Consider the following 20,796-nt stretch of genomic DNA (forward strand, 5'->3'; position numbering starts at 1 on the left):
CGATCACCCCCTGACCGAGACCAGCGGGAAATCCTCGATCCCGCGCGGCGTGTCCTGCTGGCTGTCGATCTGCCGCGCGCCGCGCAGCTCCGTCTCCGCCAGGCGGAACAGCATCTCCGCCCGCGATGCGGATTCCGTCAGCGGCAGGCAGAATTCCGCCGCGAGGCGCGCCACGAGGGCCTGCGCGAAGAAGGGCGGGAAGGCGCTTTCGTCGGCGCGGAAGATGTAGGTCAGCACGATGGAATCGGCATCCGCGTGCAGCCGGTCCTCATGGATGCGGTAGGGCGTGCCGCGCCCGCGGCCGCCGCTGCCGGCCGACAGGGCGCGCAGGAACCCCGGCGGCAGCTGGAAGGCATGCGCCAGGTCGGCGCGCGGCACGGCGGCCAGGCGTGGCAGGGAAGCCTGGCCCGTGGCGAAGGACCAGGGATGGGCGGAGAGCAGCGCATCGCGCACCGGCGCGTAGAGGTTCGCCGCCACCTCCGCCTCCGCCGTCCCCTCATCCAGTGAGGCGACGGGCTGCGCGCCAAGGCGCAGCAGGGCGCGCGAGCACAGCGCGAGCGCGGTGAGTGCCATGGTTGTCATGTCCGTTCGCGGGAGGATGGGCGGCCCCGATGACGGGACCGCCCGGGGTGATGGCGACGATGTCAGCCTGCCGACGTCACTCCGCCGCGCGCATGCGCACGACGCCCAGGTCATCGACCAGCACGGCGCCCTGGCTCATCATGTTGGCGACGAAATGCGCGGCGCGGTCGCCGTGCCAGGTCACGTCCGTCTGCACTTCCGCCGCCGCGGCGTGGCCGATGGCGGTGCGGTGGAAGAAGTAGCAGTAGCGCAGCGCGCCCGCCTTGGTCAGGCCGGAATGCGGCACCCACAGCGCGCCCAGCCATCGCTTCGCCTGGCTGCCCTTCCAGGGCAGGGCGTCGTCGCCGACATACTGGGAGGAGGCGAATTCCTCGATCGCCAGCAGCTGGCTCCACTGCTTCCAGCCGACGACGGCGACGCGCCCGCCATCGTCCGGCACGTCGGCCGCGCCCATCATCTCGAAGGCCAGCAGCACCTTCTCCTTCGTCAGGCCGTCCGTGTCCGTCGTGCCCGCGGCGGTGCCGATCGCCTCCCGCGTGCCGGCATCCAGCGCCGCGATGATCAGCTCATCCGTCTTGCGGCCCAGCGCATAGGCGCCGGCATTGGCGACGACGGTGCGCTCGTCGATGTTGGTCTTCAGCTCATCGAGGCGGTCGATCCAGTCGCCGGCATAGTAGTCCTGCATCACGCATTCGACCTGCGCGTGCTCCAGGTTCATCACCGGCACGGCGCCGTTGCGCGTCTTCGCCGCGGCGACGCCCTTGCCGACCTTCGGGAAGAAGGTGCTGGAGCCGGTGACGCCGGACTTGGAGCGCACCAGCGGGCGCAGCTTGCTGCCCTGGCGCTGATAGGCCTCCTTCACCTCGGCCTGGAACTGGCGGGTGAAGACGGCGTCGATCTGGGTGCTGGTGGGCATCGAGGCCCTCCTTCGTGATGGGGAAGCGGGGAAGGGACCGCGCCGCCGGTTGCCCCCGGGGGATCGCCCCTGGGGCCGGCGCCACGGCGTGGCTCCGCAGGCCCGCCTGCGCGGGTTGCTTGCGGGAAAGGGGGCGGGGCGGATGGGGGCCGTGCGGCCCGCGCCATCCGCCCCGCGGTCGCCGCGCCCGGGGATGGGGCGCGGCGATGCCGGCCGGCGCCACGCGCTGCGTTGCGCAGCGGGCGCCCGGCCGGATCCCGGCGGCGGGCTATTCGCCGACGAGGCGCCTGAACCCGTCCGTGACGCGCTTCACGAAATCGGGCTCCCGCGTCCGCCAGTAGCGGGGGTCGCGCATCATCCGGCGCAGCTCGCCCTCATCGGGCCCGGCTTCCGCCTGCGCATCGCGCGCCAGCGGCGGTTCCTTGCCTTCCATCATGCGGCTGAGCGCGACCACGCCCTCCGCCGTGCTGGACAGCGCGGTGAAGACCGCCTCCGGCAGGTTGGCGCGGCCCCAGGCGGAAAGCTGGGCGGCGATGCGGCGGAACCGCTCCTCGCCGCCGAAATGCGCCTGCAGCTTCTCGATCTGGCGCGCGGCCTCGAAATCGGCGGCGGCCTCGGCGATCAGCGGCAGCAGGCGTTCCGCCGCCAGGTCATAGACCAGCTGCACCTGGCGCGGCGTGAAGCCGGCCTCGTGCAGCTTGGCGTTCACGGCGGGGTCCGGCGTCACCACCTCGTTCGGCGGCGTGATCGCGTAGCCATCGGGGCTGTCGGGGATGCCGAGCAGCCGGCGCCAGCGCAGCCGCTCCTCCTCCGGCGCGTCATCCGCCGGCGGGCCCTGGCGCTGCGACAGGCGGCGTTCCAGTTCCAGGTAGGATTTCAGCAGCGCATCGACGCGCAGCGCGCCGGCGGCCTCGTCCCAGAACTTGTCCGGCACCTCGGCCGGGCGGGTGGGGCGCCCGGCCGGCGCTTCCGGCTTCAGGGCGGTCTCGAGAAGATCCTCGGGCATGCCGGGGCTCACTCCTGGGTCTGGGGTTGGGCGGGGGCCGCATCGGCGGGCCGCAGGATCTCCGGCGGCGCGCCCAGCGTTCGGGCCAGCCACCGCGCGGCGGCCGGGGCATCCAGCGTCGCGCGCGCCTCGGGGCCGAGCGTCGCGGCGGCCTGCAGGAAGAGCAGCGTGTCCGCCGCATCGGCCCGCGCCTGGACGCGGGCGAGCGGCGAGGCGTAGGTCAGCCGCGCTTCCCGCCCATCGGGCAGCAGCGCGGGGATCTCGCCCCGCCGGCGCAGCACGGCCAGGCAGCGGGCCACCAGCGGCGTCAGCAGCTCCGCCTGCAGGCGGCCATAGGTGGCGCCGAGCCGCCGCGCGCTCTGCGCGCTGCGTTCCAGCACCTCGGTCGCCGTCATGCCGGGCTTCTCCGCCTGCGCGATCCGGTCGGCCAGCAGCGCGCCGCGGATGCGGCTGCGCAGGTCGGCCAGCACCAGCTGGGAGACGTCGAAATTGCCCGGCGCGGCGAGGGGTGTGAGGCCGGAGGAACCCGGCGCCTTCGGGATGATGGCGCCCGGCACCAGCCGCACGGTGGCGGGGTTCAGCACGCCATCGTCTTCCGCCTGCCAGATGCCGGTGGCGGCGATGGAGGCGTTCTTCAGCACCAGCTCCACCACCTTGTTGGCGGTGCGGATGTCCGGCAGCGCCTTGGCGACCGGGCCGCGGCCATAGGTCTCGCCCGGCACCTTCAGCCAGCGGAAGGCGATGAAGGGGCTTTCCGCGAAGCGGCCCTCGGCCAGCAGCCGGGGGGTGCCGTCCTCCTCCTCCGCCACCACCGCCAGGCGGTGGCCGTGGCGCGGATCGGGCCAGGCGGCTTCCACCACCCGCAGCGTCGGCGCCGCCTCATCCTCCGCCCGCCGGCGTTCCGCGATCGCCGCGGCCGGCCAGCGCGCCCGGATCTCCTCCGCCGTCAGGCGCAGCGACCGGAACACGGTGTCGAGCCGGCCGGAGACGCCTTCCTCCAGCACCGCCTCGCGCATCGGCACGGCGGAGAAGCGCAGCGCCGAGGCCTCTCCCACCGGCGCCTCCTCCACCATCAGCAGGCCGGTGCCGGTGACGACGAGTTCGAGGAAGGCCTGGTGGATCTCCAGCGCGAAGTTCGACCGGTCGAGGTGGCCCTGCAGCGTTTCCGCCGCCGCCTCCAGCGCCTTCGCCACCTCCTGCGCGGCGGCGCCATCGGCCACCGGGCGGGCGGGCGCCAGGCCGAACCAGCGCGACCAGGGCGGCACCAGCTCCGCCAGCAGGGAGGCCGCGAGCTGTTCCGCCGCGTCGGCGGCCGTCGCATCGAACAGCGGCGGGGTGTTCGGCGCCGGCAGGGCCATGTCGTAGCAATCCTGCCACTGGCCCTCCATCGGGCGGCGGCGGGCGCTGGCGCGGGCGTGGCGGGCCAGGATGTCCTCGGGTGTCATCATCGCCCTCATTCGCCCAGCAGGCTCTTGCGCACGGCGAAGCCCGGCGCCGGGTCCAGCACGCCCCGCGGTGAGGTCGCGATGGTGCCCGCCAGGCCCCGGCGGGCGCGCTCCAGCGCCTTCAGGCGGGCTTCCCGGGCCGCGGCTTCGGCATTGGCCGCGGCGGCAGCGCTGGCATCGGCCTGCGCCTGGGCGTTGGCCGCACTGGAATCGACGGCAGGCGCCGCCGGCTTCGGCGCCCTGATCAGGCCACCCATGCGCGCTTCCTTCGGCTCGATCGGTGAAAGGGAACCGGGCGCCCGCCAAAGAAATGGGCCCGCCCGGCGAACCGGACGGGCCCGAGGCAGGGACCGGAGGGAGGTGCCATCGGGCGCAACTCGCCCCGTGGCCTGGCCTGTGTAGCGGCCTGTCAGGGCCGAGTCAAGAATTAATTCCTATTTCGCCGAAGATTCTGCGCGGCGCCGGATCAGCCACCTGGCCGCCCAGCGCGCGGAACAACCCATAGGGCGTGACCGCGAAGGGCGCGCCCGGCCCCAGCAGCGCCCGGCAGAGCGAGACGCAGGTGAAGGGCAGCAGCGCCGGGCCGAGGCTCGCCACGGGCTCGCCCGGCAGGAAGGGGCCCAGCACCCGCAGCCCCGCGCGGCGGTAGAAGCCCGGCAGGTCGAACCCCGCGGCAACCGGCAGCCGCGCCACCACCAGGCGGCCGGAAAGCGGTTCCAGCACCGTCCAGCCGCCCTCATCCGACAGCGCCGCGAAGCAGTGGCGGAAGCCCGGCCGCAGCAGGCGCAGCCAGGGCTGGTCCGCCACACCGCCGAAGGCGATCCAGACGCCCTGGCCGGCCGGGTCGGCCGCCAGCGCCCGGCGATGCGCCAGCCGCGCGGTCATCGCCGCGGCCCGGGGAAGGGCAGGATCTCCGCGCCCCCGCTCTTCCGCGGCTCGTCCTTCGCCGTCCCGGCCTTCGGTGCCCCCGGCTTCGGTACTGCCGGCGCCCCGCCGCCCGCCGCGCCCCCAGCCGCGCCCCCCACGGGGCCGGCTTCCGTCGCCAGCGTCCGCACCGCTTCCATCCCCCGCGCCGGGCCGGCCACGATCCCCTTGGCGCGCAGCGGGTGGTCGAGCCTGTCCATCGCCTCCCGCCACAGGCGCAGGTCGCCGGCTTCCTGCGGGATGCGGGCGCTGGGCTGGTCGCCACGCTCCCCCCAGATGCGCAGGATGCGCGCATGCGCCAGGTCGATCCGCCGCTGGCGATACAGCCGGTCCAGCACCTTCACCACGTCATCGGGCTCGCAGGGGCGGACCACGGCGCCGCGGGCCGCGCCCAGCCGGGCGCCGTCGCGGCGGGCGGTCAGCGCCGCCATGGTCCAGAACCAGGCATCCTCGGCGCAGCTGAAGGGCTCCGCGCGGCTCATGCTGGCCAGGACAGGGGCGCGGCTGGTGATGAAAGCCATATCAAGGGGTCCTTCCTCGTCCGTTCCCGAACAAAACAGGAACAATCCCCTTCTAGGCTGTTCTATCTGAGGTTGCAAGGATGTTGTTCCTATTGATTCGCGACTCGAAACCTAGGATGTGATGCCCAGGTCGAGCCCCCATATGCGGGCCTCGATTCGCATGAGGGGCCGGCTGCGATGCGGCACGAGGATATCTGGCGGGCGATCGATGCCCTGGCTGCCGAGCATGGGCTCTCGGCCTCCGGCCTCGCGCGCCGCGCCGGGTTGGACGCCACCGCCTTCAACCCGTCGAAGCGCACCGGCGCCGATGGCAGGGCGCGCTGGCCCTCCACCGAAAGCGTCGCCAAGGTCCTGCATGCGACGGGGACGGGGATGGAGGCCTTCGCCTCCCTCGTCACCGGCGCCCCCGCCCTGCCGCGCAACCGCGCCATCAGCGCGCGGCGCATCCCCCTGATCGGCCTGGCCCAGGCGGGCGGCGATGGCTATTTCGACGATGGCGGCTACCCCGTCGGCGGCGGCTGGGACGAGATCTCGGTGCCCGACGTGCCGGACCCCAACGCCTATGCGCTGGAGATCAGCGGGGAGAGCATGGAGCCCGTCTTCCGCGACGGCGACGTGGTCATCGTCTCCCCCGGCGCGCCGGTGCGGCGCGGGGATCGCGTGGTGGTGCGCACCCGGGCGGGGGAGGTGATGGCCAAGCAGCTGCTGCGGCAATCCGCGCGGCGGGTGGAGCTGGCCAGCCTCAATCCCGCCCATCCCAACTACAGCTTCGACCTGTCGGAACTCGCCTGGATGCACCGCATCGTCTGGGCCAGCCAGTAGCGGGCCTGTCCCCCGTTTCGGCAAGGCTGACGCGGCTACGCCCTCATGCGCCGGCGCGGCCATGGGGCCGCCTGGCGTGGCCGCCCCGGCGGTGGCGCCCATCCGGGCGCTCGGCCCTTTCCGCCTTCACCACCGCGGCGCCCAGCGCAGCAGGCGCAGCGCGTTCAGCGTCACCAGCACCGTCGCCCCCGTATCGGCCAGGATCGCCGGCCACAGCCCCGTGACGCCGGCCAGCGTGGTGGCCAGGAACACGGCCTTCAGCCCGATGGCGACGGCGACGTTCTGGCGCACATTCGCCATCGTCGCCCGCGACAGGGACACGAGCTCCGCCACCCCGGTGACGCGGTCCTTGAGCACGGCCGCATCGGCCGTCTCCAGCGCCACATCGGTGCCGCCGCCCATGGCGACGCCCACGCTGGCGGCCGCCAGCGCCGGCGCATCGTTGATGCCATCGCCCACCATCACCACGGGGCCATCCTGCCGCAGGTGCCCGATCTCCCGCAGCTTGTCGCCGGGCAGCAGCTCCGCCTTGGCCTCCAGGCCGATCGAGGCCGCGATGGCCGCGCCGGTGCGGGCATTGTCGCCCGTCAGCATCACGGATCGCAGGCCGAGCGCGGCCAGCGCCGCCACGCCCGCCCGCGCATCGGCGCGCGGTTCGTCGCGCAGCGCGACCAGGCCGAGCGGCGCGTCGTCGATCAGCACCACCGCGACCGTCATGCCCTCCGTCTCCAGCCGCGGCAGCTCGGCGGCCAGGCCGCCGAGCGGCACGCCGGCCTCCGCCGCATGGCGCGGGCTGCCGACGGTGATGCGCCGCCCGGCGACGGTCGCGACCACCGCGCGGCCGGCAATGGCGGCCAGGCCCCGGGCCGGCGGCAGGGACAGGCCGCGCTGCGCCGCCTCCGCCAGGATCGCGCGGGCCAGGGGATGGGCGGAGCCCTGCTCCACGCCGCCCGCCAGGGCCAGCACCTCCTCCGCCGAACGGCCGGGCGCGGGCAGCACGGCGGTGACGCGCGGGCGGCCTTCCGTCAGCGTGCCGGTCTTGTCGAAGGCCACGATCCGGGCGGCGCCGATCCGCTCCAGCGCCGCGCCGCCCTTCACCAGCAGGCCGCGCCGCGCCCCGGCGGAAAGCCCCGATGCCATGGCGGCGGGGACCGAGATGACCAGCGCGCAGGGGCAGGCGATCAGCAGCACCGCCAGCCCGCGATAGAGGCTCGTCTCCCACGTCCAGCCCAGCAGGAAGGGCGGCAGCAGGACCGCCAGCAGCGCGACGGCCATCGCCGCCGGCGTCCACCAGCGGGAGAACCGCTCGATGAAGCGCTGCGTCGGCGCGCGGGATGCCGTCGCCTCCTCCACCAGGGCGATGATGCGGGCGATGGTGTTGTCCGCCGCGGCGCGCGTGACGCGCACGCGGATGGCGCCATCGGCGTTGATGGAACCGGCGATCACCGCATCGCCGCGGCCGCGGGAGACGGGCACGCTCTCCCCGGTCACGGGGCTTTCGTCGATCGCGCTCCTGCCTTCCTCGATCACGCCGTCGCAGGGCACGCGGTCCCCGGGGCGCACCAGCACCAGGTCGCCGATCGCCAGCCGCTCCGGCGCCAGCGGTTCGGTGCCGCCATCGGGGCGGAGCCGCAGCGCCACCCGCGGCATCAGCCCCGCCAGCGCGCGGATGCCGGCGCGCGCGCTGCCGGCGGCGACATTCTCCAGCAGTTCCCCCGTGGCGAAGAGCAGCACGACGACGGCCGCTTCCTCCGCCGCGCCGATCACCGCGGCGCCGAGGGCGGCGGTGCACATCAGCGTCTCGATGCTGAAGGGGCTGCCGGCGCGGGCGAGGGCGAGCGCACGCCGCCCGAAGGGCACCAGGGCGATGGCGGTGGCGGCCAGGAAGAGCGGGTAGGTCAGGCTGTCCGGCAGCACCAGGGAGGCCGCCTGCGCCCCCAGCACCAGCGCGCCGAGCAGCCCGGTGAGGCGCGCCTTCCCGGTGGCCCACCACGGCGTGGCGGCATCCGCCGGATCATCATGCCCGGCATGCCCATGGGTGGGCCCTGCCGACGCCGGCGCCACTGGGCCGTCGCCGTCGATCCGCGTCGCGCGGTAGCCCAGCGCGGCGATCTGCGCCTCCACGGCCTCCAGCGCCTCCGCCCCGCCGCCGCCGAGATCCAGCGCCAGCCGCTCCGCCATCAGGTTCACCTCGACCGCGGCAATGCCGGGCAGCCGTTCCACCGCCCGCGTCACCTTGGCGACGCAGGCGGCGCAATCCATGCCCTCCACCCGCCAGGTCACTCTCCTCGCTGCGTCCATGATGCCCGCCCGATCCGTCAGGGCCCTGTTATGGGACCTCCAGCGACTGGAGGTTCAAGCCCCCTCCGGCGGTCCCGGCGCCGTCAGTCGCCCGCCAGGAAATCGATGATCAGCTTCAGGTTGAGCCCGACGATGACCGCCGCGATCAGCCAGCCGAGCGCGAGCTGCCAGGCCGGCGCCGCGAGCCTGCCGAAGCGCTTCCGGTCGGAGGCGAACATCATCAGCGGGATCACCGCGAAGGGCAGCTGCAGCGACAGCACCACCTGGCTGAGGATCAGCAGCTGCGCCGTGCCGGATGCGCCATGCAGCCAGGTGACGGCCACGGCGGGGACGATCGCGATCAGCCGCGTCACCAGCCGGCGCAGCACGGGGGAGAGGCGGAAGCGGAGAAAGCCCTCCATCACCACCTGCCCGGCCAGCGTCGCCGTGACGGTCGCGTTCACGCCGCAGAGCAGCAGCGCGATCGCGAAGAGCTTGGCCGCCAGCACGCTGCCCAGCAGCGGCGCCATCAGCTGGTAGGCCTCCCCGATCTCCGCCACCTCGGTCCGCCCGGCGGCATGGAAGGTGGCCGCGGCGGTGATGAGGATGGCGGAGTTGATGAACAGCGCCAGCGTCAGCGCGATGGTGCTGTCGAGGGAGGCGAAGGTGATCGCCTCCCGCTTCCCGGCCTCGTCCTGCGCCCAGGCGCGGGACTGCACGACGGCGGTGTGCAGGTAGAGGTTGTGGGGCATCACCGTGGCGCCGAGGATGCCCATGGCGATGTAGAGCTGCGTCTCGTTCGTCACGATGGAGACGGCCGGCACGTAGCCGCGCAGCACCGCGCCCCATTCGGGGTCCGACAGCACCACCTGCACGCCGAAGCAGCCGACGATCAGCAGGATGAAGCCGACGATCAGCGCCTCCAGCCACCGCACGCCCTTGTTCTGCAGCCACAGGATCAGGAAGGCGTCGAGTGCCGTCAGCATCACGCCGTAGAGCAGGGGGATGCCGAAGAGCAGTTCCAGCGCGATCGCCGTGCCGATCAGCTCCGCCAGGTCCGTGGCGCAGATCGCGACCTCCGCCAGCAGCCACAGCGGATAGGCGACGGCGCGCGGGAAACGCTCGCGGCAGAGCTGCGCCAGGTCCCGCTCCGTGACGATGCCGATCCGCGCGCAGAGCGCCTGCAGCAGCATCGCCATCAGGGAGGAGGCCAGCGCGACGGCGAGCAGCGTGTAGCCGAAGGCCGACCCGCCCGCGAGCGCGGTCGCCCAGTTGCCGGGGTCCATGTAGCCCACGGCCACCAGGTAGCCGGGACCCATGAAGGCCAGCAGCTTGCGCAGGAAGCCCGCGGCGTTCGGCACGGCGACGCTGCGATGCACCTCGGGCAGGCTGGGCGTGGGGGCGGCGACGTCCGAAGGCGGGTTCATGTCACGGCTCCGAAGTTCAGCCTAGGCTAAGTTATCACCCAGCCGCTATCAATGCCGCCCCATCGTGACATCCGGTCCATGAAGCGCAGCCCTGCCCCGCGATGCCTGCCGCCTGCCCAGGACCACGCGGCGCGCTTCGCCCGCCAGCGGGAGGCCGACCGCACCGCGACGGCGGAGGATTACGTGGAGCTGATCGCCGACCTGCTGCGGGAGGAGGGGGAGGCCCGCGCCGTGGACCTGGCGCGCCGGATGGGCATCTCCCAGGCGACGGTGACGGCGACGATCGGGCGCCTGCAGCGCGACGGGCTGGTGGAGACCAAGCCCTATCGCGGCCTGTTTCTGACCGAGGCCGGCCGCGCCATGGCGGAGGCCGCGAAGCTGCGCCATGACCTGCTGGTCCGCTTCCTGATCGCCGTCGGGCTGGATGCGGAGACGGCGGAACAGGATGCGGAGGGGCTGGAGCACCATGCCAGCGAGAAGGCGCTGGAAGCCTTCGCCGCCTTCGTCGCGAAGCGGGAGGCGGAGGGCGCATGAGCACGGCCTATTCCATCGGCGACCTCGCCCGGGCGACGGGCGTGAAGCCCACCACCATCCGCTGGTACGAGCAGGAGGGCTGGCTGCCCCCGCCCGCGCGCACCGGGGGTGGCCACCGGGTCTATGGCGATCCCCATCTCCGGCGCCTCGGCTTCATCCGCCATGCGCGGGAGCTGGGCTTCGAGAGCGAGGCGATCCGCGCGCTGCTGGACCTGGCCGACCATCCCGATGCCGATTGCGGCAAGGCGCACCAGCTGGCGGTGGCCCAGATCCGCGCGATCGACGACCGCCTGCGGCGCCTGGCGGCGCTGCGGCGAGAGCTGGACCGGATGGCGGAAAGCTGCGCCGGCGGCGTCGCCGGCCAGTGCCGGATCATCGAGACGCTGTCCGATTTCGACCACGGCCATTGCGCGGACCCGTCGCATCGGGGCGGGTGAGCCTGCCGCCGGGGCGGCCGGCTGGTTGGGGCGCCAGGATTCGAACCTGGGAATGGCGGTACCAAAAACCGCTGCCTTACCGCTTGGCGACGCCCCATCGCGCCAGATCGCGTTGCGGCGCCTCCGGTAGCGCGGAAGCGGCGATCGCACAACGGGGGGCGCCCCGGGGGTGTCGCAGGGGTGGCGCAACGCGGGATCTGCACGGGATGATTCGCACCGCACGGCTGCCGTCTCGTGCCACGGACGCGGCGTTCACCGACGCTTCACCTCCAGCACCGATAAAGGGGGCACAGGGCCTGCCGGCGTGGGCCCCGTGACCAGCCCCGCAACAAGCGGAGGGCGGGCGCGCGTGTGAAGTCCTGGCCGCAAAAGCGGCCCCGGACGATCACGGCGTGTCGATGCGCCGGACAATCTGGAACATGGCCATGTGCTGGCTGTGCAGGCCCCATAACGGGGCCGCCGACGACGGACCCTCCGTCGCCGTGCGGCTCTCTGCGGACTCGCCGCTGCCGACCGCCCCGCGGTTGCACCTGACGACGTCGGGCATCACCGCCGTGGACGGCGTGCTGAGCGGCTTCGCCTGGGGCGATGGCGATCCCGTCAGCTTCGCCTTCACGGACAGCCCCTCGGACTACGAAAGCTTCTACGGCAGCAACGAGCCGATCCGCGGCTTCGCGGCGGTCAGCGGCACCATGCGCGATGCCGTGCGCAAGATCCTGCTGGGCGACGCCACCGGCGGCCCCGGCAGCCCCGGCCCCTGGGTGACGGGCTTCACCAACCTCTCCATCGTCGAAAGCGCCACCGATTCGACGGCCGATATCCGCATCGCCCGCTCCTCCGCCCCCTCCACCGCCTGGGCCTACTATCCGAACGGTCGGGAGGGCGGGGATGTCTGGTTCGGCTCCCGCAGCGCCTTCGATGCCCCCCAGCTCGGCAACTACGCCTTCCTGGTCGCGGTGCATGAACTCGGCCATTCCCTCGGCCTCAAGCACCCGCATGAAAGCTGGAACGGCTTCGGCGCCCTGTCGGCCGAATGGGACATGCTGGAATTCACCGTCATGTCCTACCGGTCCCATGCCGGGGTGACGACCAGCACCGGCTACACCAACGGCACCTTCGACTACCCGCAGGGCTGGATGATGCTGGACATCGCCGCGCTGCAGGCCCTCTACGGCGCCGACTACACGATGCACAGCGGCAACACCCGCTACTTCTGGAACCCGGAGACGGGGGAGACGGTGATCGACGGCGTCGGCCAGGGCGCGCCCGGCGGCGGCGCCGGCGGCACGGCGAACCGCGTCTTCCTGACGATCTGGGACGGCGGCGGCATCGATACCTACGACCTCTCCGCCTATGCCGGCGGCGTCGCGGCGGACCTGGCGCCGGGCAGCTGGAGCGTGCTGTCCGCCACGCAGCTGGCGGTGCTGGACGTGCGCGAGGGGCTGGTCACGCAGGCCCGCGGCAACGTGTTCAATTCGATGCTCTACCAGGGCAACACGGCGTCGCTGATCGAGGATGCGATCGGCGGCGCCGGCGCCGACACGCTGCTCGGCAACGACGCCATCAACCAGCTCTCCGGCGGCGCGGGGCGGGACCTGCTCGACGGGCGCGCGGGGAACGACGTGCTCGATGGCGGCACGGGTGCCGACACGATGCGCGGCGGCGTCGGCGACGACCGCTACCGGGTCGATGACGCGGGCGACCTCGTGATCGAACTCGCGGGCCAGGGCAACGACACGATCGTCGCCGCCATCAGCGGTTCCATCACCTTGCCGGACCATGTGGAGGCGCTGGTGCTGGAAGCCGGCGCGACCGGGATCGGCAACGCGCTGCGCAACCTGATGACGGGCAATGCCGGCGCGAACCGCCTGGAAGGCCGCGGCGGGGACGATGTGCTCGAAGGCCGCGGCGGCAACGACACGCTGGTCGGCGGTACTGGAGCGGACAGCTTCGTGCTGCGGCGCGGCGATGGCATGGACCGGATCGAGGATTTCACCCCGGGCACGGACCTGCTGGTGCTGGTCGGCTTCCAGCGCAGCGCGACCTCCCTCATCAACGGGGCCATGCCGCTGACGGATGGGCTGTGGATCGACCTCGGCAGCGGCGACGGCGTGCTGCTGGCGGGCCTCACCGCCGGGCGGCTCAGCGCCTCCGACTTCGTGCTGTAGGCGCCGCGCGCGTCAGGCCCACAGCTCCGGCCGGGCGAATTCGCCGGCCAGGCGCGCCGCCGCCGCCTCCAGCAGCCGCTCCCCCTTGGCCGCGCTGGCGCTGCGGGGGTCGCCGATCACGCCGGTATCGGTCATCTGGTCGAAGGCGCGGCTGCGCTTGAAGCCGGGGGGCGCGGGCGGTGCGAATTTCCGCGGCACGGCCTCGGCGATGCGGTCCGCCCGCACGCCATCGGGGGCCAGCGCCATCATCATGGAGGTCTCGGCCTCGCAGGCATGCATGACATTGGGCTGGGCTTCGAGGATGGCGCCGAAGGTATCCGCATTGGCCAGCCAGTAGGTCAGCCCCACCACCGGCACGCCGAGGCCGCGCGTCAGCTCGATCGCGCAGCTCGCGATGGCTTCCGTGTTCCCGCCATGGCCGTTGACCAGCGCGATGCGCCGGAAGCCGTGCCGCGCCACGCTGCGGGCGATGCCGCCGACCAGCGCCATGAAGGTCGGCAGGTCGAGCGTCATGGTGCCGCCGAAGGCCATGTGGTGCTCGGCCAGGCCGCTCCAGATGGTGGGCGTGACCAGCGCGGGCTGGCCCTGCGCCAGCAGGCGCCGCGCCGTGCGTTCCGCCACCGCGGTGGCCAGCACGGTATCGACCCCGACCGCCAGGTGCGGGCCGTGCTGTTCGATGGAGGCGACGGGGATCAGGACGACGGTCTCGGGCCTGGCCCGGGACTGGATCTCGGCAGCGGTCAGCCGCGCCCAGAAGACTTCCTTCGAAACATCCATCCCTGCCATCCCCCCTCGGCGAGGATGGCAGGGTAGGGGCGGTTGGCCCCCCTTGTCAGGGGGCCTTGGGGTCAGCCCTGGCCCGCGTTCTTGCTGCGGATGTGCAGCGAGAAGGCCATCAGCGCGGCGCCGACCAGCATCGGCACATAGCCCGCGCCCGGGTCGATGCGGACGTTGCGGGTGCCCGCCATCTCCACGATCATCGGCCGCAGGCCGGACCAGACATCGATGGCGGCGACGAAGCCCCAGAGCGCCGGCGCGACGATCGCCAGGATGGCGACGATGGTCGCGTGCTCCGCCCAGCGCTGCCACTGCGGCACGAAGCGCGTCGCGATGGCGAAGACCAGCGCCGCGAAGGTGACGGCGGAGAGCACGGGCAGCTTCTCGATCATCGAGAGGTCGTGCACGGCGTTGCCGCTGCCCTTGAAGACCACCGCGGGCATGACGTAGCCGAGGATGGCGGCGCCGATGCCGACCATCAGGGTCATCCGCTCGGTATTCTGGGCGCTGGCGCGCAGGTCGGTGGTGGCCATGGGTTTCGTTCCTGTCCTGGACTTGAGGGGGAGGGACCGCCGGCCGATGTCCCCCGGCTCCGCGACCCGGCCGTGCTCCCGGCGCCGGCCCGCCTTCATGGACGAAGGGTTGCTCACAGGTAATTTACTCAAGCAACCAGCGCAAGCGCCGAATCGCGGCCGCGGCAGTTGCGGGGGCGCGGGGGCTGGGCGAATTCTGCGGCATGCGCGCGATGCTCCTCCTCCTCCTCCTTTCCCTCGTGCCGCCTCGCGCCCAGGCGCAGGAGGCCGTGCATGGCGGGCCGGTGCGGGCGCTGGCGGTGGCGCCGGATGGCACCCTGGCCTCGGCCGGCTTCGACCAGTCCATGATCCTCTGGGATGCGGCGGGCGGCCGGGCGCGGGCGGTGGTGCGGTGGCATGCGGGGGCGGTGAACGCGCTGGCGGCGCTGCCCGGCGGCATGGTCGCCAGCGCCGGGGAGGATGGGCGCATCGCCCTCTGGCCGCCGCGCCCGGGCGCCCAGCCGCTGCGGGTGCTGGAGGGGCATGAGGGTCCGATCGTGGCGCTGGCCGCGGCCGGCCCGCGCCTGGCCTCCGCCGCCTGGGACGGCACGGCGCGGGTCTGGGACCTGGGCGGCTTGCAGCCCCCGCGGGTGCTGGAAGGCCACCAAGGCAATGTGAACGCGGTGGCCTTCGGGCAGGACGGCATCGTGGTGACGACGGGCTTCGACGGCACGCTGCGCGCCTGGCCGGAAGGGGAGCCGCCGCGCACCCTGGCCGAATTCGGCCTGCCGCAGAACACGCTGGCGGTGCTGCCCGGCGGCACGATCGCGGTGGGCGGCGTGGATGGCGTGGTGCGCCTGATCGCGCCCGAGGGCGGGGTGCGGGAGTTGCAGGCGGGGCCGCGGCCCATTGTGGCGCTGGCCGCATCGCCGGACGGGGCGGTCCTGGCGGCTGGGTCGATCGGCGGCAGCGTCGCGCTGTGGGAGGTGGCGTCGGGCCGGCTGCGGCACAGGCTGGAAGGGCCGGGCCTGCCGGTCTGGTCCGTCGCCTTCGCGCCGGATGGACGCACCCTCTGGACCGGCGGCGCGGACCGGCGGGTGCGGCGCTGGGATGCCGCGACGGGCCGGCCGCTGGGACCGCTGGGCGGCCCGCCGGGCGGAGAGGCGGAGGCGGCGCCGGTGGCGGGGCTCGATGCGCATGGCGCGCGCGTCTTCCGCGCCTGCAGCGCCTGCCATGCGCTGACGCCGGAGGGCGGCAACATGGCCGGGCCGCATCTGCACGGGCTGTTCGGCCGCCGCATGGGCAGCGTGCCGGGCTACGAGTATTCCGAGCGCCTGGCGCGCGGCGACATCACCTGGACGCGGGAGACGGTGGCGGACCTCTTCACCCGCGGGCCGGACGAGGTGACGCCCGGCACCAAGATGCCGATCCAGACCGTGGGCAATGCGGAGGATCTGGCCGCGCTGCTCCGCTTTCTCGAGTCGGCGACGCGATAGCGCCTAGCGCCGCTGCTCCGTGCGGCCGACCTGGCGGCCCTGGGCATCGTAGTGGCGTGTCACGCCGCCGGAGGTCTCCGACCGTCCGGTGCTGCGCCCCTGCGCATCGTAGTGGCGCACCGTGTCGCCGCGCTGTTCGCTGCGGCCGACCTGGCGGCCCTGGGCATCATAGTGGCGCGTCGTGTCGCCGCTGGTCTCGCTGCGGCCGACCTGGCGGCCCTGCGCGTCGTAGTCGCGCGTGGTGTCGCCGCGGGTTTCGCTGCGGCCGACCTGGCGGCCCTGCGCGTCATAGCGGCGTTCGGTATCGCCGCGCATCTCGCTGCGGCCGATCTGGCGGCCCTGCGCATCGTAGTCGGCCTTGGTCTGGGCGGCGGCGGGCGTGGCCAGCAGCAGCAGGGCGAGCAGCGTGTTCCTCATGCGCGAAACCTCGGCGGTCAATCGGGCGTCAGGAAGGCAGCAATCGGGCGATGGTGACGATGCGCTCCGTGCGGTCCTCCAGCTCCAGGGAGGTTGGCACGCGAAAGCTGCCGAGGGGTGAAAGACCCTCCCGCGGCAGGTAGGCGCGGCCGGGATCGGCCAGCCAGACCTCCGCCCCCGCCGCCGCCATGGCGCGCAGCCAGGGCAGGATATGGGCGGTCATCGGCGCCTCGTAGCAGACATCGCCGGCCAGGATGATGTCCCAGCGGCAGGCGGCGCCGACCACGTCATCCTCCGGCAGCAGCAGTTCCACGCCATTCAGCGCGGCGTTCACGCGGCAGGCGGCGATGGCCAGCGGGTCGATCTCCGCCGCCTCCACGCTCGCCGCGCCGGCCTGCGCGGCGGCGATGGCGGCGATGCCGCAGCCCGCGGCGAAATCCAGCACGCGGCGGCCGGCGATGGCCTCCGGCCGGTCCAGCACGGCGCGGGCGAGGGCCTGGCCGCCGGGCCAGGCGAAGGCCCAGAAGGGGGGCTCGATGCCGGTCTGGCGCAGCCAATCCTCGCTGGCCTGCCAGATCGGCGTGATCTCGGTCGCCAGGTGCAGCGCGACCTCCGGCACCAGGGGCGCGCGGGCCACGCCGGTATGGGCGCGGATGAAGGCCTCCGCGTCCCTCACACGCGCCCCGCCAGGAAGGCCAGCGCGACGGCGAAGCCGACCTCCCGGTTCGACTTGAACAGCCGCAGGCAATGCGCGGGGTCATGGATGTCGAGCGTCACGACCTGGCGCGCCATCAGCGCGGCGGGCAGCAGCAGCAACAGCAGGAAGGGCCAGGCGAGCCCCGCCAGCCACCCGGCCAGCATCAGCAAAGCGAGCATCGCGCCGTAGCAGGCCGCGAGGAAGGGGCGCGTCGCGTCGCGGAACTTCAGCGCGGTGCTGCGGATGCCGACGGTGGCGTCATCCTCCCGGTCCTGATGCGCGTAGATCGTGTCGTAGCCGAGGATCCAGAAGAACCCGGCGGCCCAGAGCGCCAGCGCCGGCCCGTCCAGCGTGCCCGTCGCCGCGGCGTAGCCGGTGGGCGCGGCCCAGGAGAAGACGAGGCCCAGCACCGCCTGCGGCCAATCCGTCACGCGCTTGGCCAGCGGGTAGAGCGCGATGGGCACCAGCGAACACGCGCCGAACAGGATCGCCGCCCAGGGCAGCTGCACCAGCACCAGCAGCCCCACCGTGCAGAGCCCGGCCAGGAAGACCAGCGCCTGGAAGGGGGTGACGGTGCCCGCCGCCAGCGGCCGCCCGCGCGTGCGCTCCACCTGGCGATCGAGGTCGCGGTCCCAGAGGTCGTTCACCACGCAGCCGGCGGCGCGCATGGCGAAGGCGCCCAAGGTGAAGAGGGCCGCGAGGCGCAGCCCCTCCGCCCATCCCGGCGCGGCCATGGCGAAGGCCCAGAAGCCCGGCAGCAGCAGCAGCCAGGCGCCGATGGGCCGGTCGAAGCGGCCGAGCAGGGCGTAGGGGCGCCAGGCATCCGGCAGCCTCGCGACCCAGCCGGTGGCCCGGATGTCGGTGTATCCCGTCATGCGCCTATACCTGTCCGCGGAGGCCCCGCATGTCCATCCCACGCCTGTACCTGGAGACGCCACTTGCCGAGGGGGCGGCGGTCGAAGCCGCGCCCGGCCAGGCGCACCATATCGGCACGGTGCTGCGCCGCGGCCCCGGCGATGCCGTGCGGGTCTTCAATGCCCGGGATGGCGAGTTCGCCGCGCGGATCGAGGCCATCCGCAAGGACCGCGCCCGCTTCCTGCTGGAAGGCCGGGTGCGGGACCCGGCGCCGGAGCCCGAGCTGCGCCTGCTGGTGGCGGTGCTGAAGCGGGACGCCATGGACTGGGTGGTGGAGAAGGCGACGGAGCTGGGCGCCACCCTGATCCAGCCCGTGGTGACGCGCCGGACCATCGCGGAGCGGACCAAGGCGGAGCGACTCGGCGCCATCGCCCGCGGGGCGGCGGAGCAATGCGAGCGGCTGTCCGTGCCGGCGGTGCACGACGCCCTGCCCCTGCACCGCGTGCTGGATGGCTGGGATGGCACGCGGCTGGTCGTCGCCATGGAACGCAGCCTGGCGCAGCCGCTCCGCAGCCTCGGCCCCGGGTCGCCGCTGGCCCTCCTCATCGGCCCCGAAGGGGGGTTCGAGGGGGCGGAGCTTGACGACCTGCGCCGGCGGCCCTTTGTAGTGCCGGCCGCTCTCGGTCCCCGGATCCTCCGGGCCGAGACCGCGGCCGTGGCCGGCCTCGCGGCGCTGCAGGCGCTGATGGGCGATTGGGCCTGATCGGTTGGGGCAGCCGCCCCGGCCGGACGCCAGGAAGAGAACGCAGCACCATGTCGAATCCCGGCGAGGCCGACCTCACGCCGATCTCCGATACGCGCCAGCTTGCCGCCTGGTTCGCCGCCGGCAGCAAGCCGCGCGAGGCCTGGCGGATCGGCACGGAGCACGAGAAGTTCGGCTTCCGCCGCGAGGGATTTGAGGCCCCCGCCTATGAGCCCCGGGGCATCAAGGCGATGCTGGAGGGGCTGCAGGGCAAGGGCTGGGCGCCGATCATGGACGGCGCCAATGTCATCGGCCTGAAGCGGGACGATGGCTCCGTCAGCCTGGAGCCGGGCGGGCAGTTCGAGCTCTCCGGCGCCCCCATGGCGGACCTGCACGCGACGCGCGTCGAACTCGCGCAGCATCTGCGCGAAGTCCATGAGGTGGCGGGGCCGCTCGGCCTCGGCTTCGCGCCGCTCGGCTTCCACCCGATGGCGACGCGGGAGCAGATGCCGTGGATGCCCAAGGGCCGCTACGCCATCATGCGCAACTACATGCCGCGCGTCGGCGGCATGGGGCTCGACATGATGCTGCGCACCTGCACGGTGCAGGTGAACCTCGATTTCGGCGACGAGGCCGACATGGTGGAGAAGCTGCGCGTCAGCCTCGCGCTGCAGCCGCTGGCCACCGCGCTGTTTGCCAATTCGCCGTTCCGGGAGGGCAAGCCCTCCGGCTTCCTCACGCTGCGCGGGCGGGTCTGGACGGATACCGACCCCGACCGCACCGGCATCCCGCCCGTGGCCTTCGAGGATGGCTTCGGCTTCGAGCGTTTCGCGGACTATGTCCTCGACGTGCCGATGTATTTCATCATGCGCGAGGGCCGGTGGATCGATGCCGCCGGCGTGTCCTTCCGCGCCTTCCTGGAAGGGCGGGCGGAGAAGCTGGCCGGCCACCAGGCGACGATGGGCGACTGGGCGGACCACGTCACCACCGTCTTCACCGATGTGCGGCTGAAGCGGTTCCTCGAGATGCGCGGCGCCGATGCCGGCAGCCCCGCCATGCTGATGGCCAAGCCCGCCTTCTGGACGGGCCTGATCTATGACGATGCCGCGCAGAAGGCCGCCGCCGCGCTGATCCGCGGCTGGACGGTGGAGGAGATGCGGACGCTGCGCATGGCGGTGCCGGTGCAGGCGCTGGAGGCCACCATCCGCGGCCGCCGGCTGCGGGACGTGGCGCTGGATGCCATCGCCATCGCGCGGGATGGCCTCAAGGCCCGCGGGCTCGGCGAGGAGGTCTACCTGGCGCCACTCGAGGAAATCGCGGCGAGCGGGATGACCCAGGCGCAGCGCTGGCTGCAGCGCTACGAGACGGCCTGGGGGGGCGATGCGTCGCGCATCTTCGCGGAGGCGGAAGCCTGAGGGGTGTGGCTTTTTAGTCGCTAACCCCTTTTAGCCGATTATGCCGATTAGCCGTCTTTAGCACCGTTTTCACGAGGGGGTGCCGGGGCGGAAGGCGGCATTCCGGGCAGGGCTGCGCCGGCGGCGGGCGAACGTAGCAAGAACGCAACGGCGAAGTCCAGCCGTTTCAGCCCGCCCGCGCCTGCGGCATGGCCAGGGCGCGTTCCAGCAGATCCGCCATGGCATTGTCCGACGACGCGACCATCAGCGCGGTCGCCCGGGCGGCATCCCGCGCCCGCAGCGCGGCCAGCAGGGCGCGGTGGCTTTCGACGGAGCGCGCCAGGCGGCCGGGGCCGAAGCCCAGGCGGAAGCGCAGCGCCTCCACCAGCGCCCAGCTCCGGGCCATGACGGCGGCGGCATCCGGGTTGCGGGCGAGCGCCAGCAGGGCGGCGTGGAACTGCGCATTGGCCTCCATGGCGGCGGGGCCGTCGCCCGCGCGGGCCGCCGCCTGGAAGCGGGCATCGATCGCCTCCAGGACTTCCAGATCGGCATCGGAGACGTGGCGCACCACATCCGGCACCAGCAGCGCCAGCACCGTGCCCCGCAGCCGGTAGAGGTTGCGGATGTCCTGCGGCGCCAGGACGCGGACGCGGGCGCCGCGATGGGGATGCGCCTCCACCAGGCCCTCACCCTCCAGCAGCCGCAGCGCGGCCCGCAGCGGCGTGGCGCTGACGCCGAGGCGGGCGGAGAGCGCGGCCACGGTCAGCTTCGCGCCGGGCGGCAGCACCCCCTCTACGATCAGGCGGCGCAGCTGGGCGATGACGGCGTCTTCGGCGGTGGCCAT

22 protein-coding genes and 1 tRNA gene are annotated in these 20,796 nt (G+C 73.3%); 7 read left to right on the forward strand and 16 right to left on the reverse strand.

All coding sequences use genetic code 11. The features are described 5' to 3' along the window. Positions 1 to 3: 3 nt before the first annotated feature. The 7 genes from JJI54_RS06515 to JJI54_RS06545 all read right to left on the reverse strand — a co-directional run bounded on the left by JJI54_RS06515 (position 4) and on the right by JJI54_RS06545 (position 5,394). Positions 4 to 573: a hypothetical protein gene (locus JJI54_RS06515; protein ID WP_203071969.1), complete on the reverse strand. Its 570-nt coding sequence runs from the start codon at positions 571 to 573 to the stop codon at positions 4 to 6. 85 nt (positions 574 to 658) lie between these two features. After that, a complete protein-coding gene (locus tag JJI54_RS06520) occupies positions 659 to 1,498 on the reverse strand; it encodes a phage capsid protein (RefSeq protein ID WP_203071971.1) in 840 nt (279 codons plus the stop codon). A 268-nt stretch (positions 1,499 to 1,766) separates the two neighbouring features. After that, positions 1,767 to 2,504: a capsid assembly protein gene (locus JJI54_RS06525; RefSeq protein WP_203071973.1), complete on the reverse strand. Its 738-nt coding sequence runs from the start codon at positions 2,502 to 2,504 to the stop codon at positions 1,767 to 1,769. 8 nt (positions 2,505 to 2,512) lie between these two features. Beyond that, positions 2,513 to 3,952 carry a portal protein gene (locus tag JJI54_RS06530; protein WP_226381396.1) on the reverse strand — a complete coding sequence of 480 codons (1,440 nt, stop codon included), beginning with the start codon at positions 3,950 to 3,952 and terminating at the stop codon, positions 2,513 to 2,515. Between the two features lie 5 nt (positions 3,953 to 3,957). Beyond that, positions 3,958 to 4,206 carry a hypothetical protein gene (locus JJI54_RS06535; RefSeq protein ID WP_226381397.1) on the reverse strand — a complete coding sequence of 83 codons (249 nt, stop codon included), beginning with the start codon at positions 4,204 to 4,206 and terminating at the stop codon, positions 3,958 to 3,960. A 163-nt stretch (positions 4,207 to 4,369) separates the two neighbouring features. Continuing rightward, positions 4,370 to 4,834, reverse strand: coding sequence for a hypothetical protein (locus JJI54_RS06540; protein ID WP_203071977.1), 465 nt, complete (start codon positions 4,832 to 4,834; stop codon positions 4,370 to 4,372). Continuing rightward, a complete protein-coding gene (locus tag JJI54_RS06545; protein WP_226381398.1) occupies positions 4,831 to 5,394 on the reverse strand; it encodes a hypothetical protein in 564 nt (187 codons plus the stop codon). The genes JJI54_RS06540 and JJI54_RS06545 overlap by 4 nt, the downstream gene beginning before the upstream one ends. A 177-nt stretch (positions 5,395 to 5,571) precedes the next feature. Here JJI54_RS06545 and JJI54_RS06550 point away from each other — a divergent pair, with 177 nt between their 5' ends. Further along, on the forward strand, positions 5,572 to 6,216 hold the full coding sequence (locus tag JJI54_RS06550; protein WP_203071979.1) for a S24 family peptidase: 645 nt from the start codon (positions 5,572 to 5,574) through the stop codon (positions 6,214 to 6,216). Positions 6,217 to 6,342: 126 nt separating this feature from the next. Here the strand turns inward: JJI54_RS06550 and JJI54_RS06555 are convergent, their stop codons facing one another. Together JJI54_RS06555 and JJI54_RS06560 are read right to left on the reverse strand one after the other, a co-directional pair. Beyond that, positions 6,343 to 8,517 (reverse strand): heavy metal translocating P-type ATPase, encoded by a 2,175-nt coding sequence (locus tag JJI54_RS06555; RefSeq protein ID WP_226381399.1) that lies wholly within the window; start codon positions 8,515 to 8,517, stop codon positions 6,343 to 6,345. An 83-nt stretch (positions 8,518 to 8,600) separates the two neighbouring features. Continuing rightward, complete coding sequence (locus tag JJI54_RS06560) at positions 8,601 to 9,923, reverse strand: Nramp family divalent metal transporter (protein ID WP_203071981.1); 1,323 nt, start codon at positions 9,921 to 9,923, stop codon at positions 8,601 to 8,603. 78 nt (positions 9,924 to 10,001) lie between these two features. Here JJI54_RS06560 and mntR point away from each other — a divergent pair, with 78 nt between their 5' ends. Together mntR and JJI54_RS06570 are read left to right on the forward strand one after the other, a co-directional pair. After that, on the forward strand, positions 10,002 to 10,457 hold the full coding sequence (gene mntR / locus JJI54_RS06565; protein WP_203071983.1) for a manganese-binding transcriptional regulator MntR: 456 nt from the start codon (positions 10,002 to 10,004) through the stop codon (positions 10,455 to 10,457). Then, entirely contained in the window at positions 10,454 to 10,894 is a 441-nt protein-coding gene (locus JJI54_RS06570) for a MerR family transcriptional regulator (protein WP_203071985.1), read from the forward strand. The genes mntR and JJI54_RS06570 overlap by 4 nt, the downstream gene beginning before the upstream one ends. A gap of 22 nt (positions 10,895 to 10,916) precedes the next feature. Here the strand turns inward: JJI54_RS06570 and JJI54_RS06575 are convergent. Beyond that, a tRNA-Gln gene (locus JJI54_RS06575) sits at positions 10,917 to 10,991 on the reverse strand. Positions 10,992 to 11,376: 385 nt separating this feature from the next. On the opposite strand from JJI54_RS06575, the gene JJI54_RS06580 reads away from it, so the two are divergent. Then, positions 11,377 to 13,062, forward strand: a complete 1,686-nt coding sequence (locus JJI54_RS06580; RefSeq protein WP_203071987.1) for a M10 family metallopeptidase — start codon at positions 11,377 to 11,379, stop codon at positions 13,060 to 13,062. Between the two features lie 12 nt (positions 13,063 to 13,074). On the opposite strand, the gene JJI54_RS06585 is transcribed toward JJI54_RS06580, so the two are convergent. Next, a complete protein-coding gene (locus JJI54_RS06585) occupies positions 13,075 to 13,839 on the reverse strand; it encodes a creatininase family protein (RefSeq protein WP_203071989.1) in 765 nt (254 codons plus the stop codon). 71 nt (positions 13,840 to 13,910) lie between these two features. Further along, entirely contained in the window at positions 13,911 to 14,372 is a 462-nt protein-coding gene (locus tag JJI54_RS06590; protein WP_203071990.1) for a hypothetical protein, read from the reverse strand. A gap of 203 nt (positions 14,373 to 14,575) precedes the next feature. Between JJI54_RS06590 and JJI54_RS06595 the strand changes: the two genes are divergently transcribed. Continuing rightward, positions 14,576 to 15,847, forward strand: coding sequence for a c-type cytochrome (locus tag JJI54_RS06595; RefSeq protein ID WP_203071992.1), 1,272 nt, complete (start codon positions 14,576 to 14,578; stop codon positions 15,845 to 15,847). Positions 15,848 to 15,850: 3 nt separating this feature from the next. On the opposite strand, the gene JJI54_RS06600 is transcribed toward JJI54_RS06595, so the two are convergent. Genes JJI54_RS06600 through ubiA form a run of 3 tightly spaced genes read right to left on the reverse strand, consistent with a single transcriptional unit; the run spans position 15,851 to position 17,836 of the window. Beyond that, positions 15,851 to 16,264 carry a type IV secretion protein Rhs gene (locus JJI54_RS06600; RefSeq protein WP_203071993.1) on the reverse strand — a complete coding sequence of 138 codons (414 nt, stop codon included), beginning with the start codon at positions 16,262 to 16,264 and terminating at the stop codon, positions 15,851 to 15,853. 28 nt (positions 16,265 to 16,292) lie between these two features. Continuing rightward, positions 16,293 to 16,940 (reverse strand): class I SAM-dependent methyltransferase, encoded by a 648-nt coding sequence (locus JJI54_RS06605; RefSeq protein ID WP_203071995.1) that lies wholly within the window; start codon positions 16,938 to 16,940, stop codon positions 16,293 to 16,295. Next, positions 16,937 to 17,836 (reverse strand): 4-hydroxybenzoate octaprenyltransferase, encoded by a 900-nt coding sequence (ubiA, locus tag JJI54_RS06610; protein WP_203071997.1) that lies wholly within the window; start codon positions 17,834 to 17,836, stop codon positions 16,937 to 16,939. The genes JJI54_RS06605 and ubiA overlap by 4 nt, the downstream gene beginning before the upstream one ends. A gap of 29 nt (positions 17,837 to 17,865) precedes the next feature. Here ubiA and JJI54_RS06615 point away from each other — a divergent pair, with 29 nt between their 5' ends. Together JJI54_RS06615 and JJI54_RS06620 are read left to right on the forward strand one after the other, a co-directional pair. Beyond that, complete coding sequence (locus JJI54_RS06615) at positions 17,866 to 18,579, forward strand: 16S rRNA (uracil(1498)-N(3))-methyltransferase (protein ID WP_203071999.1); 714 nt, start codon at positions 17,866 to 17,868, stop codon at positions 18,577 to 18,579. 50 nt (positions 18,580 to 18,629) lie between these two features. After that, on the forward strand, positions 18,630 to 19,973 hold the full coding sequence (locus JJI54_RS06620; protein ID WP_203072001.1) for a glutamate--cysteine ligase: 1,344 nt from the start codon (positions 18,630 to 18,632) through the stop codon (positions 19,971 to 19,973). Between the two features lie 166 nt (positions 19,974 to 20,139). Here the strand turns inward: JJI54_RS06620 and JJI54_RS06625 are convergent, their stop codons facing one another. After that, a complete protein-coding gene (locus tag JJI54_RS06625) occupies positions 20,140 to 20,796 on the reverse strand; it encodes a GntR family transcriptional regulator (protein ID WP_203072003.1) in 657 nt (218 codons plus the stop codon).

It is taken from the genome of Falsiroseomonas ponticola, assembly GCF_016805305.1.
Lineage (GTDB): Bacteria > Pseudomonadota > Alphaproteobacteria > Acetobacterales > Acetobacteraceae > Falsiroseomonas > Falsiroseomonas ponticola.

Excerpts from the sequence above, each read along its gene's own strand:
- JJI54_RS06515 (WP_203071969.1), bottom strand. The coding sequence starts at position 573 with ATGGCACTCACCGCGCTCGCGCTGTGCTCGCGCGCCCTGCTGCGCCTT.
- JJI54_RS06520 (WP_203071971.1), bottom strand. The coding sequence starts at position 1,498 with ATGCCCACCAGCACCCAGATCGACGCCGTCTTCACCCGCCAGTTCCAG.
- JJI54_RS06525 (WP_203071973.1), bottom strand. The coding sequence starts at position 2,504 with ATGCCCGAGGATCTTCTCGAGACCGCCCTGAAGCCGGAAGCGCCGGCC.
- JJI54_RS06530 (WP_226381396.1), bottom strand. The coding sequence starts at position 3,952 with ATGATGACACCCGAGGACATCCTGGCCCGCCACGCCCGCGCCAGCGCC.
- JJI54_RS06535 (WP_226381397.1), bottom strand. The coding sequence starts at position 4,206 with ATGGGTGGCCTGATCAGGGCGCCGAAGCCGGCGGCGCCTGCCGTCGAT.
- JJI54_RS06540 (WP_203071977.1), bottom strand. The coding sequence starts at position 4,834 with ATGACCGCGCGGCTGGCGCATCGCCGGGCGCTGGCGGCCGACCCGGCC.
- JJI54_RS06545 (WP_226381398.1), bottom strand. The coding sequence starts at position 5,394 with ATGGCTTTCATCACCAGCCGCGCCCCTGTCCTGGCCAGCATGAGCCGC.
- JJI54_RS06550 (WP_203071979.1), top strand. The coding sequence starts at position 5,572 with ATGCGGCACGAGGATATCTGGCGGGCGATCGATGCCCTGGCTGCCGAG.
- JJI54_RS06555 (WP_226381399.1), bottom strand. The coding sequence starts at position 8,517 with ATGGACGCAGCGAGGAGAGTGACCTGGCGGGTGGAGGGCATGGATTGC.
- JJI54_RS06560 (WP_203071981.1), bottom strand. The coding sequence starts at position 9,923 with ATGAACCCGCCTTCGGACGTCGCCGCCCCCACGCCCAGCCTGCCCGAG.
- mntR (WP_203071983.1), top strand. The coding sequence starts at position 10,002 with ATGAAGCGCAGCCCTGCCCCGCGATGCCTGCCGCCTGCCCAGGACCAC.
- JJI54_RS06570 (WP_203071985.1), top strand. The coding sequence starts at position 10,454 with ATGAGCACGGCCTATTCCATCGGCGACCTCGCCCGGGCGACGGGCGTG.
- JJI54_RS06585 (WP_203071989.1), bottom strand. The coding sequence starts at position 13,839 with ATGGATGTTTCGAAGGAAGTCTTCTGGGCGCGGCTGACCGCTGCCGAG.
- JJI54_RS06590 (WP_203071990.1), bottom strand. The coding sequence starts at position 14,372 with ATGGCCACCACCGACCTGCGCGCCAGCGCCCAGAATACCGAGCGGATG.
- JJI54_RS06595 (WP_203071992.1), top strand. The coding sequence starts at position 14,576 with ATGCGCGCGATGCTCCTCCTCCTCCTCCTTTCCCTCGTGCCGCCTCGC.
- JJI54_RS06600 (WP_203071993.1), bottom strand. The coding sequence starts at position 16,264 with ATGAGGAACACGCTGCTCGCCCTGCTGCTGCTGGCCACGCCCGCCGCC.
- ubiA (WP_203071997.1), bottom strand. The coding sequence starts at position 17,836 with ATGACGGGATACACCGACATCCGGGCCACCGGCTGGGTCGCGAGGCTG.
- JJI54_RS06615 (WP_203071999.1), top strand. The coding sequence starts at position 17,866 with ATGTCCATCCCACGCCTGTACCTGGAGACGCCACTTGCCGAGGGGGCG.
- JJI54_RS06620 (WP_203072001.1), top strand. The coding sequence starts at position 18,630 with ATGTCGAATCCCGGCGAGGCCGACCTCACGCCGATCTCCGATACGCGC.
- JJI54_RS06625 (WP_203072003.1), bottom strand. The coding sequence starts at position 20,796 with ATGGCCACCGCCGAAGACGCCGTCATCGCCCAGCTGCGCCGCCTGATC.